The organism is Gardnerella vaginalis, assembly GCF_001563665.1.
Lineage (GTDB): Bacteria > Actinomycetota > Actinomycetes > Actinomycetales > Bifidobacteriaceae > Bifidobacterium > Bifidobacterium vaginale_A.
In genome coordinates this window covers 1-11,446 of record NZ_KQ961871.1, presented here as the reverse complement: position 1 = coordinate 11,446, position 11,446 = coordinate 1, and the positions used below count along the sequence as shown (strand labels likewise).

The 11,446-nt window shown below is 36.6% G+C and carries 11 protein-coding genes; 10 read left to right on the top strand and 1 reads right to left on the bottom strand.

The window, feature by feature from the left end:
• Positions 1 to 443 precede the first annotated feature (443 nt).
• From HMPREF3230_RS06740 to HMPREF3230_RS04710, 10 genes are all read left to right on the top strand, one after another.
• Positions 444 to 632, top strand: coding sequence for an SEC-C metal-binding domain-containing protein (locus HMPREF3230_RS06740; protein WP_196489653.1), 189 nt, complete (start codon positions 444 to 446; stop codon positions 630 to 632).
• A 585-nt stretch (positions 633 to 1,217) separates the two neighbouring features.
• The gene (locus tag HMPREF3230_RS04745; RefSeq protein ID WP_075523799.1) at positions 1,218 to 2,099 is read left to right on the top strand and encodes an Abi family protein; all 882 of its coding nucleotides are present in this window, start codon (positions 1,218 to 1,220) and stop codon (positions 2,097 to 2,099) included.
• A gap of 117 nt (positions 2,100 to 2,216) precedes the next feature.
• Positions 2,217 to 2,510 carry a hypothetical protein gene (locus tag HMPREF3230_RS06300; RefSeq protein WP_082266294.1) on the top strand — a complete coding sequence of 98 codons (294 nt, stop codon included), beginning with the start codon at positions 2,217 to 2,219 and terminating at the stop codon, positions 2,508 to 2,510.
• Positions 2,511 to 2,532: 22 nt separating this feature from the next.
• Positions 2,533 to 3,519 (top strand): helix-turn-helix domain-containing protein, encoded by a 987-nt coding sequence (locus HMPREF3230_RS04740; protein ID WP_075523798.1) that lies wholly within the window; start codon positions 2,533 to 2,535, stop codon positions 3,517 to 3,519.
• Positions 3,520 to 4,060: 541 nt separating this feature from the next.
• Positions 4,061 to 4,834, top strand: coding sequence for an Abi family protein (locus tag HMPREF3230_RS04735; protein ID WP_196489654.1), 774 nt, complete (start codon positions 4,061 to 4,063; stop codon positions 4,832 to 4,834).
• A 113-nt stretch (positions 4,835 to 4,947) separates the two neighbouring features.
• Positions 4,948 to 5,697, top strand: a complete 750-nt coding sequence (locus HMPREF3230_RS04730) for an ATP-binding cassette domain-containing protein (protein ID WP_075523797.1) — start codon at positions 4,948 to 4,950, stop codon at positions 5,695 to 5,697.
• A gap of 259 nt (positions 5,698 to 5,956) precedes the next feature.
• A complete protein-coding gene (locus HMPREF3230_RS04725; RefSeq protein ID WP_230955927.1) occupies positions 5,957 to 7,105 on the top strand; it encodes a hypothetical protein in 1,149 nt (382 codons plus the stop codon).
• Complete coding sequence (locus tag HMPREF3230_RS04720; RefSeq protein WP_075523795.1) at positions 7,092 to 7,415, top strand: hypothetical protein; 324 nt, start codon at positions 7,092 to 7,094, stop codon at positions 7,413 to 7,415. Before HMPREF3230_RS04725 ends, HMPREF3230_RS04720 begins: the two co-directional genes overlap by 14 nt.
• Before the next feature lie 394 nt (positions 7,416 to 7,809).
• Positions 7,810 to 8,244, top strand: a complete 435-nt coding sequence (locus tag HMPREF3230_RS04715) for a hypothetical protein (RefSeq protein WP_075523802.1) — start codon at positions 7,810 to 7,812, stop codon at positions 8,242 to 8,244.
• Between the two features lie 100 nt (positions 8,245 to 8,344).
• Entirely contained in the window at positions 8,345 to 11,215 is a 2,871-nt protein-coding gene (locus HMPREF3230_RS04710; protein WP_075523794.1) for an ATP-binding cassette domain-containing protein, read from the top strand.
• A 37-nt stretch (positions 11,216 to 11,252) separates the two neighbouring features.
• On the opposite strand, the gene HMPREF3230_RS06645 is transcribed toward HMPREF3230_RS04710, so the two are convergent.
• Positions 11,253 to 11,446, bottom strand: a 194-nt coding sequence (locus tag HMPREF3230_RS06645) for a hypothetical protein (RefSeq protein ID WP_230955926.1), incomplete at its 5' end; no start/stop codon positions are given.

Genomic DNA, 11,446 nt, shown 5'->3' with positions numbered 1-11,446 from the left:
CAATTATTTGATTCTCTAGTTTCCTTAAATGGAAAAGCGTACAAGTAAGGTGGATTATCTAACTGTAAAGCTAGTTCGTTAGGTATTATATGAGTGTTATACGAACATGAAGCGACCAAGAAAATCTTGGTCGCTTCTTTTGAAGGAAATATCTATACGGAATCACTTGGTGATCTGGCATATCAGAATAATCCCCAATTTAAGAAGTTCGTTTTAGATAATAATCTTGGCTTCAAATCGTATGCTTTATTTGGTAAGAATGAAATTACTGAAAGAATAGCAGTACTCATTGACTTGGTAAAACTCGTTTGGAACGATGATATGTTTATGTAATCCAGCGAGTTGAATACAATTCAGTAGACCAGCTGATAACTTATATTCCTAATCCGAAAGATAGAACAAAAAAGAAAACAGAATATTTGCTTGAATTTGAAAATGAGGCAATGTGTATGTTTCAAGCTATATTGGGAGTCTCTGAATATTTATATCGTCTTAGGGAACTTGAACTTATGCATGACGGGAAAATTCCTATTATGGTTCAGGAAAGAGCAAATTGGCCGAAGAAGATAGGCCACAATGAATTGTGTCCATGTGGAAGTGGGAAGAAGTATAATCGCTGTCATGGGCGATGAGAGCATACAGAAATTCATTCATTGTTTATTATAGAGTGATTTATCGAAGAAGTAGGTCTCTTATTTGAAAAAGAAAAAAGATGGAATAACCATTCGTTCCAGTGCATGGAAACCTGGCTATCAGTTAGGACGAAAAATATCTGTTGACCTGTTTTTGTAGGAAGAACGGACAAGGTTGAGGCGATGGCGGTTCCTTGCAAGATTTGACTTTTATGTTGGAATCACTATAAATAGTAGAAACAAATAAAAAAGTTGAACTTTTTCCTTGGATGGGTGAGGTTCAGACCGTGATATGGATAGCGGAATGTATCAAGAATTTTCTGCTATAGAATTTGTGGATATGTTTCCACTAACAAACGGAGATATGTTGCTACATTTCGTATTAGTCTGAATAGGTTCCTTATGACTGACATCAATCCGGACCTATCGTGCCACGTCGAGAGTGTTGTGTTGATGTCTAAGGCTGATTAGGTTGATTTATAAATGCGCCATGATACAATCGTATTAACAGAACCTCTCCACGCTTAATGTAGTTCTTCTACATGCGGACCACGGAGAGGGCTTTTTGTATGAAAGAGTATACGTATGACATTGAAGCCAGCTTTAACGTATGATCAACAAATTGCAAGACTTGTAAATGACCATCATTTAAAAATTTCTAACATTGAATTTGCAAAAGAAATTTTGAAGAAAGTCAACTATTACAGACTTTCTGGTTATGGTGTAGGGTTGAAGAATGCTAATAACAAGGAGCATTATCAAGACACTGTTAGCATAGAACAGCTATTTAATCTTTATTGCTTTGATAGTCAATTTAAAAATAATCTAATGCGAACTATAGAGCAAATTGAGATAGAACTTAGAACTCAGATTACCTATTACTTATCTATCAAATACGGTCCTGAAGTATTGATGAGTGAGACTAATTTTGTTTACAAGACAAATAAACAAGGACAATCTATTTACTCTATTCTTATAAAAAGCTTGAATAAAGAAATTGAACGACAAAAAAATAAACCTTTTGTTAAGCATCACATAGAAAAATATAATAGTCAATTTCCTATATGGGTTTCTGTGGAATTAATGTCTTTTGGGAGTCTATCTTCATTGTTTAGCATTTTAAAAACTGAAGATCAAAAAAATATATCTCGCTATTACAATACTGATCCTAAATATTTAAAAAACTGGATTTTATGTTTAGTAGAAGTAAGAAATATTTGTGCACACTATACCAGACTTTACAATATGCCTTTAAAAGAAAATCCGCGCCTTTATAAAGAGAATCTTCAATATAAAAGGAAACAAAATAAAATATTTCCTGTACTTTTAATTACTAAAAGAATGCTAAAAGCAAATGAACAGTGGTGTTCTCTTTTGAAAGACTTGAAAAATACGTTTGCTAAATATGAAGGTTCGTTTAAATTTGATTTTATGGGATTTCCTAAAAATTGGGAGGAAATCCTTTAAGTGCTGGTTTAAATTGCTATAGATTTAAATTTAGCGAAGAGTGTTATTGTGCTCTAGTTGTTTATGTTTTTGGGGAACAAATCGTTGCAATAATATTAAAAAAGTTCCCTACATTATTTGATTTCTCACGGTAAAGGCTTACTAGTTATTCCAGAAAATAAGGTTCCTGAGTTTAAGAAGTTGCTTGTTGAATATTATGAAGGTGAAGATTTGCGGCCTGTAACGGATTCGCTTGTTTGCGTTCGTGAAGATGATTGGAAAGCGTGGTGCGAACATGAGAGAAAACGAATTGGCTGTCGGTTGCGCTCATTTGTCTGCAGAAATTGCGCTTTCAACGGCAATTGTCAATCGCACTTGCTACTACGCAACTGCTGTTTCAGATATAATTTCACCATGATTATGATGAATTAGAGTTTGAAATGGAGATGTTTTTATGATTTTAGCAGATAAAATATTGGAACTGCGTAAACAAAACGGTTGGTCGCAGGAAGAATTGGCGGACAAATTGGGCGTCAGTCGCCAAGCTGTTTCCAAATGGGAAGGCGCACAAAGTATCCCGGATATGGAACGGATAATTGCATTGAGCCGTTTGTTTGATGTTAGTACAGATCTTCTGGTAAAAGATGAAATTGATGTTATGGGGAAGAACGTCAACGCAGATGAAAATGCCTGCCAGGAAGAAGCCGGCGTTCGCATGCGGGTAATTGAGCTGGAAGAAGCCTCCGCTTATATTGCTCACAGAATATCATTTGCCGCCTATGTTGCTCTAGGCGTTCTTCTTTGTATTCTGGCAGCAATCCCGTTGATCGGTAGTAATCTTTTGCTTTCTCCAACAGTAAATGCGCAAGTCGGTAAAACTATGGGCTTAGCATTCAGCGTTGCGATTATCACTGTAGCTGTAGTTATTTTTATTATTCAGAGTTTCCACGAAAAGCGTTATCAATATTTGGAAAAAGAAGACTTTGAAACGGCTTATGGCGTTGACAGTGTGCTCAAAGAACGCTTGGAACGGTTCATGCCGTCGTATGTGCTGCGGACGGTCATCGGTGTCGTTTTATGTATGGTTGCCTTTATTTTTCTTATAATTTCGGATACAGTGCCGAAATTTTATCAACTTTCATCCGGCTTTTTTGTAGTTATCGCTATTGTACTGGTGGCAGCAGCTGTTTATTTATTCGTACAGGCGAATATTGTCCGCTCGTCCTATTACCGTTTGCTGAAACCGAAGAAAAAGATTGTCTATCCTGCAAAGATTAGGTTATTGTTCCAAGCTTACTGGCTTATAATTATCTTCATTTATTTAGCCTACAGTTTCATTACGTCCGATTGGGGAAAAAGTTGGATTGTTTGGCCGTTGGCCGCATTGACTTACGGAGTAATAGAAGTAGTGCTCAAAGCGTGGAGGCTCGGAAAGAAATAAGTGACTTTCAGCGTCGATAAGAGTGAGGGTGATAATATAAGCGTTCGTGAACTTAACGTTGTACATCAGTCTTGCAACAGAGCTTTTTAAGGTCTTCCATAGAAGAATACGATGGTACGTTAGGGTCTCTGGAAATTCTTCTTCCTTCTTCCTATGCGCGAGTACATGTTTATAAAAATGTCACGTAATACTAAATGTTAAGCTTTTTAGCTTAACGACAGCGAGTTTTCCTTGGTATTTCAACAAAAACTCGGGTTTTTAGACACACTTTTTTGCCGCTTACACGCGATTGACAAAGGTGCGTGTTACCATAACAATCAACAAGACCAGTTCCGCTACCTGCTTCGGTGGGAGTCCAGGGCTGGTCCTTTTCGTTGTGAGAAGTTGTGACCAGTAAGCCGATTAAGCCCCATAAAAGTTATGAAGATCAAGTAAAGCTATTACTCTCACGTGGCATGGAAATCCAAAATACCACACAAGCAAGTCACATACTTAAGACGCGTAACTACTATCGACTTCTGGATACTGGTATTCGGCACGCATTATTGATGTTAATTCTGGCAAACCCACAGATAATTTCCAGCCTGGTACATCTTTGGATTTGTGCACTGAATTGTATGAGTTTGATGCTCGTCTTAGAAGTGCTGTGTTTACAACCCTTGCGCCTATAGAACTGGCTTTGCGTGCTCTTTTGGGTTACCACTTGGGGAAAGTGGATCCACTTGTGCATATGGACGTTAAGACGCTTAATGCTGTGGCGCGTGCAGCTTACAAAAAGAATTCACATAAAACCCAATATGAAGTGTGGCTTTCCAAATATAAAGAAGCTGTGAGGAACTCACAAGAAGACTTTGTAGCTCATCATCGCGATAAATATGACGGTCAACTACCAGTGTGGGTTGCAGTTGAAATCATGGATTGGGGTATGCTCTCTCACCTGTATAGGTTTAGTCCAAACAAGGTTCGCAATGAGATTGCGAATTTGTGTGTGATGACGGCTCCGCAGTTAGAATCAACGCTGAAATCCTTGAACATACTGCGTAACCTTTCTGCTCATCATGCTCGGCTTTTTAATCGTGGTTTTGATATCAAGCCAAAGCCAATAGACCATGAGCTTATGACGCCAGTAAACACTCTTACGCACAGGCTATTTGGGCAGATAAGTATTATTCAATTCCTTAACATCCAATTAGGACTAGAAGGCGGTAATCTTTTAGCTAATACCCTTGAAACATTTCCTCACAATAAGATTATCCCTTTCGAACGAACTGGGGCACCGAATCATTGGCGGGATTTACCTCTTTGGGCTAACTAGATTATATTGTTATATTTCAGTGTGCATGTCTGCTTCCTCTTAACCTAATTACACGCTTGATACACCTCAGTATATACTGAATGCAAATAGACTGTTGAAGCAAGGTTTTGTTTATGTCCGGAGAGAACGAGCTAAAAGCGCTAGAAATAAAGGGATTATCCTTTGGATATAATAGTGCTCACGAAGTGGTAAAAAATCTTTCATTTTCTGTGGATTTTGGTGGAGTCACTGGTCTTATTGGGCCTAATGGATCTGGGAAATCCACTCTTATTCGATTGTCTGGTGATCTTATAAAACCAAGATCGGGAAAGATTACTGTCTGTGGGAATCTTAGTACAACTAAGGAAGCAAAGAAGGATTCAATTCTTCTTGCGTCTAATGACTATTTACCTGAGTTTTTGACGGGTTTAGAATATTTGCGTTTCATCCATAATATGTATGGAATGCAATGTGACGTGTTTGAGGTTCAAAGACTTTTTAGTAGATATCAGATGGATTATCGTTGGGATGACTTGATAGAGGATTATTCACATGGCATGCGGAAAAAGGTTCAGTTAATCGCTGCAATAATGGTTGCTCGCCCTCTAACTATGATTGATGAGACTCCTAATGGTATTGACATTGAAGCTCTTTATAACTTTGAAGTTGATATTCGCAATATGGTTTGTGAAAAGAATGGCGTTCTTCTTTGTACCCATAACTTCTCAATGCTGGAAAGAATTGCTGATCATATTGCACTAATGAGTCATGGTGAAATTTTGGTATATGAAGAGTGCAGAGCTTTAGTGTCAAAATATGGATCTATAGATGCATTTGTCAAAGCAAATATTCCACAATTGGGCGGTGAGGGTAGTGAATACTAATACTCTCAGGCTAGTTCGTTTTCTGTTTCTGTTCTTTGCTAGAAGGTTGTTTTTACATAAGGTTATGCAATCTAGTTGTGCAAAAATTCTTCTGTTTTTTACAGCTTTGGCAAGTTATGCTGGTTATTGTTTCCTAACATTTATTGTTGTACGTGGAATGGTTTTCAGCAGTAAAGCGATATCTCTTGTGTGTCAAAGCATTTCGATGACTGTAGGACTGTGGGTTTTACTGTTTTTCATAATTATACGTGTTTTATTCATGAAGGCAGACAAGCTCATTGAATTAACGCATACTCTTCCTGTAACAAATAAGCAGAGAATTTTAGCTTACACAATATTTGAAGCTATAACAGTATTATCTTGTGTTTCGCTTGTATCTGGCCCTTTGACATTCTCGATGGCAATACGTGGAGGGTGTGAAACATTCCCAGAAATTTTTTTTGGAATTATTGGTCAAATAGTAATTCTTTATTTATTGTTGGACGTTATATATCTTGGATTTGATAGATTTCTACAGGTTTTTCACATAGAAAGATGGAGAAGCTTTCTGATACCTTGCTTCTTTGGATCCATACTATTCGGTGCTTATATGTATGTACAACGTGAATCCAATAGATTTCTTGATGCGTTCTATGAAGGCAGAACCTACTATGGATTCTCTCGATTTTTTGTTCTGATATATGATAAGTTTGGTGTTTTAACAGCAGGGGTTGTTTTTCTTGTTTCTGCTGTGATTGTGCTTTTAGTCATTCTTATTGTGGCGCCTAATCAACATTCTCGCTGGAAATACTTCTTCAAAATTCCACTTGGAAATTCTCCTAGTCTTTTCATTATCCATCTGAAAGCTATAGTGCGTAGTGGTGAGTTTCTGTTAGCTACATTTTTTGTTATAACTTTATCTATTGTTGTACTTGGTATACATGGATATTATCCCCCATATTGGTTAGCTATTATATCTACTCAGGCTGTTTATGCTCTTCCAACGACTGAAGCTATACATAAGACTTATCGCCATAAGTTGAGTCCATGTCGGTTGTACTTATATCTATTTGCTCCATATGCTTTAGCTGAATCTGTAATAGGTGTTCCTGTATTAGCAATAAGTGCTATAAAAGGACTTAATCTTGCAGAAGTAGGAAAAACAATATTCATTTGTATGATTACACTTATAGCATCTATTGCTATTAGTATTTTCTTTCCGGCGGAAAAGCATAATCCGTTTTCTGTCTTGGTTGGAATGATTACTGCACTATGCCTTGTAATTTTAATATCTTTTACGATATTTGTTTGGCAAATACCTGGGAACATCACAGTTTTATTATGGTTATCTATTGGCGCGGTGTGCATATTTCACTCAATAATGGGTATAAATTCAACACAAAGGAAGGAATATTATGAATATGTTTAAGCGAATTATTAGTGCAATAACTCTATCGTTCATTTTGACTGCAGTTCTAACAGCTGCAACAGTAATCATACTTATGTTTACAAAAGGTAGGGAAATGGGTCATTATCTGGGCCTTTTTGGTAGCGTGTTTTTTGATGCGCATGAAACAAGTTCAGGGTCTATTATGGTGGGATTTGGATTACAAAACCCATGGATATTAACTTTAATATTTCTAGTTCTATTTGTTTTTTCTCTTGTATTTTTTACTATTTTATCTGCATTGCAAAAAAGAAAGAAAATGTTGGAGGCGCTATCAAAGAATAAAATATAATGAAAATGTTTAGAATTTGGAGCCTATGTGTTCAGGTATTCTATGGCTTTTTGAAGTCGTATATGTTTATTCTGGCGGTAGGTGTGGTAGTTTCAGCAGGGGCGCTTATCTTATTTATCTATTATCAAGATATTGTTGGAAGCATTAAACGAGCATGATTATATTGATTCTTCTGGTTCTTCTGTTTCGTGAACATTGCTGTTTATGAAAATTATAGTTTGCTAGTAAAAGAAGAGATTAGTGTCGATAATCTAGACAAATCGATAAAAAAAATAATATGTTTATTAAGATTATTACAGTAATCAGAGTGAATGGTAGATCTTGTTTACTTAATAATCTGTTTTATGATCATTTGATACAGAGTCGTGTTAGAGAAAAGGAAGGTAATGGTGTTATGAGGAGTAAAACTATTTTTTGTAAAACAATTTTTCAAAGTTGTCTTGTTATGCTTCTGCTGATAGGTTCTCTCTTTTCTCTTGCTGGATGTGCCGATGGTGAGGATAAGGCGGAGCTTGCGTCGTATCATTGGGAAACGGTAGAGGTGTCTCGAGAAGAGTTTCGTATACCAGAAAACTATATGAATAAAGATGAATTGTATCTTTTTGTGTCACGGGATATTCTTGATTCTCATTATGATTTGTCTAAAGTTACTCTTGGAGATAAGCCCATCAAATTAGTTGACTCATCGTTCAATTTACCTGGTCCAGGACTTAAAGCTTTATTTTTGGTTGGGAAATTTGATTTAAAAGACAAGTCAAGTTCTGATGTTCTTAAAGTACCAGGGATTAATAAAACAGGTAATGTTGCTATAGGTTATAAGAAGAAATAGTAGTATTTTGCACTTGATTTGAAGCGTTTCCCTGATGATGAATTAGTTAATGAAACTTGTAGATTAGAGGGTTTGGAATGAATATGTATGTTGGAGGTATATGTTAAATAGGGTTATATCTCGTTATGATTCGTTCGTTGCGAATCATCAACATGCAAAAGGTGCTTTAGTATATTTTATAGTTCTTATGCCGCAGGTGTTATCAGTTTTTATTACTGGTTTGATACAGCTTGCTGGAATGCTGTTGCTTATTTATACGATGGGATCGTTACATTCTGCTTCGACACTGCTTGAAGGGTTTGTTGCGTTTAAGTTGGCGTTATCTTTCTTCTTACAAGCATTGGGTTTTATTGCTAAAGATCGTTGTGAGATGCTTCTTATAGCTTTGTTTCGTCAGCTTACTTTCCATCGTTTTGTGCGTTTATCTGTTAAGAATAATGATGATGAAACATTGCAGTCTTCGGCATTAACATATCCAAATCAGATAAGTCAGATAGCTTATGGTGTTGATTTCGTGTTATCAATATTGCAGTTTATTATTCTTTTTGCTATCTGTGTTGTTCAATATCACGAGAATAGTATTGTAGCGGTTTTACTATTAGTTCTCTTATCTGTTGGTAATTTGTTCCTTATACGTTGGATTGGCGTATTGTGGAAGAACTATGTGGATTTAGAAGGTAAACGTCGTAATCTTCTCAGTAAAATTATTGATAAACTTCCTCACGCTTCAAGAGTGTATCGTTATAATGTTGGTATTACTGCGATTGAAGATGCACGTAAAGCAGAAGAACGAGTGCTTTATAAGCGCATATTTCCTCAATTATTGAGTAATATTGTTGAGCAAGGTGGGTTGACATTACTGCTTGCTGGTGTTGTTCTTGTTCATGTAACTATTTTTCCAAATGCGTTGTTTAATGTTGGAATTCTTTTTGCGATTAAATATTTGTATGGCGCCATGCAGAATAATATTGTGAATTATCGCGTGATTCGGCTTGCTCTTCCAATGGACAAGGATTTAGTGCAATTAGAGCAAAATGCTATGAATAATACTCTCGCGGATGCTACTAATATTTCTGATTCTGTTGTGTTTGATAATAAGTTCGCTCTTTTGTCTAAAGAAGCTTGCTCGGCGTTGAATGCGTATGATTCTATTGTTAGCAGTAGTAAAATATTGGTGCCTTGTAATCCTATTATGTCGCAGGGGCTTATTGAAGCTTGGTTTAATATTGCGAGCGATGATACTCGTCGGAAGTACGAAAACTTCTTGCGTTTATTTAATGTGTCGCGTGAGGTTGCGGATAGGTTTTTGCATAATCCTGAAACGTTATCTGTTGGTGAGCGTCAACGCGTGGTGCTTGCTATGGCGTTTGCTCAAGACGTGGAATATTTGGTGCTTGATGACGTGTTTTCTGTGTTAAATCCAGAGCTTCGAGAAACAGTTTCACAAGCTATGCTAAGTTCTCAAGTTCATCATATTGTTTTATTTGCACGTAATCCAGAGTATATTCCTTGTGTGTTTTATGGTAACAACTCTAAGCAAGTCACGCATAGTGTGGTTGAAGAAAATCATTTGCAGAATACTGGTAGTGATAAAACTATGCAAGCGGATTGTGTGGAATCGAAAATTCCTACAGGTGCAGAATCACGTGGTAAGTTCATTAGAACTGTGCGCGAATTGTTCTCCGCTAGTATTATTTGTTTGCCGATAGCAACAGTACTCATAGTTCTTGCTGAGTTAATGTTTGTAGAGAATATTGCTACGAACACCAACTTAAATATGCTTCAGTCTTCTGCATTGTTTGCAAGCTTGCTTATTGTCATTGGTATTATTGCTCTTAATGTTCCTGTATATGCTGTGCCAATTGTGCGGCTTACAAAACTGCATAATCGTTTGATTATGCGTTTGCATAAGTATTCAAATATTGATAATAAAGGTGATGTTTTAGGTAGGCTTGGGGATGATTTTTCTGACTTACAGATGAGTATTCCTAGTGCTATTGCACACGTTATTTTTATTATTGTTCAAACAGTAATAGTTCTTGCTATGACAATTGCTGCAGTACCGCAGTACGTATACATAATGATTATTATGGTGCCGTTATCTTGTCTCATATGGTATGCCGGTTCGCGATTACTTAATACGGCTGCGGATAAACAAGCACAATATCGAGATAAGTTTTTAGGAGCATTATCGTCGTTATTATCAACGCGAAGCTTACCGCAAGGTGCTATTTTTGATAGTTCTCGCAAGTATCATTATGCTTCGTCAGAAAATAAGTATTGGCAGCGTATGCGTCGTTTTATTAATATTTACACAGTGAGAAATTGCATGATGCAAAGTCTTTCTTTAGTGTTGGAATTTTCAATACTTTATATGCTTACAGTATCATCAATGAATTTTGCTTCTGCTAGTGCTGTGTTGTATTTTGTGGTAATGCTGTCGTCAAGCTTGGAAAATGTGATTGAAACTTTGCAAGATTCAGGAGTTTTGACCCAGACTGCTCAACGAGTTTTCAGTTTGGAAAATTATGAGCGTAAGCAGAAAGCGTATAAGAGGAATGAATTAGCATACCAGAATCTTAGTAATACTATTGCTGATAGTGATATTTCTTCAGTTGCTATTATTGGCGCTAGTGGTGCTGGTAAATCAGTATTGTTGCGAGATTGGTTTGATCATAACAATACTAAGAATTGTATGCTGATTGAAGATTACTTATTTGATGATAACGGTGCTATTGTTGCTCCAGATTTCACATCGCTCACAAAGTGTATTGGTTCTCAACAGCGAACTGTTATTATGCTGGATGAGACGTTCAAAAGTGTAACTGATGCTGATGGTTGTAGTGAACGTGAAATAATCGTGCAAGCTATCAGATGTGCTAAAACTAGGAATAACAAGCTTGTAGTTGTGTTGCACGCGCAAACTAATTGTGATGTATTCGATAAGGTAATTAATTTTGATGAATATTAAGAATCCAAAAGTACTGTGAGTTGCGTTCGTTGAGACGTTACTGATGTTGGATTGTTGGGCTTGAATTCATATCGTGATTGCATACTGTATACGTTTGTGAAGCAACAAGTGGAATGTGTTGCAATATGCGATACAGTATTTTATGATGTGTGTATTGAGGTTGATTGATATTGCAGTTACTAAGAGTGCGAATGTGCATGTGAGAATACAAGAAAATATTAAGCAGCAGGC

Coding starts and splice junctions, on each gene's coding strand:
- HMPREF3230_RS06740 (WP_196489653.1), top strand. CDS start 444: ATGTGTATGTTTCAAGCTATATTGGGAGTCTCTGAATATTTATATCGT.
- HMPREF3230_RS04745 (WP_075523799.1), top strand. CDS start 1,218: ATGACATTGAAGCCAGCTTTAACGTATGATCAACAAATTGCAAGACTT.
- HMPREF3230_RS04740 (WP_075523798.1), top strand. CDS start 2,533: ATGATTTTAGCAGATAAAATATTGGAACTGCGTAAACAAAACGGTTGG.
- HMPREF3230_RS04730 (WP_075523797.1), top strand. CDS start 4,948: ATGTCCGGAGAGAACGAGCTAAAAGCGCTAGAAATAAAGGGATTATCC.
- HMPREF3230_RS04725 (WP_230955927.1), top strand. CDS start 5,957: ATGAAGGCAGACAAGCTCATTGAATTAACGCATACTCTTCCTGTAACA.
- HMPREF3230_RS04720 (WP_075523795.1), top strand. CDS start 7,092: ATGAATATGTTTAAGCGAATTATTAGTGCAATAACTCTATCGTTCATT.
- HMPREF3230_RS04715 (WP_075523802.1), top strand. CDS start 7,810: ATGAGGAGTAAAACTATTTTTTGTAAAACAATTTTTCAAAGTTGTCTT.
- HMPREF3230_RS04710 (WP_075523794.1), top strand. CDS start 8,345: ATGTTAAATAGGGTTATATCTCGTTATGATTCGTTCGTTGCGAATCAT.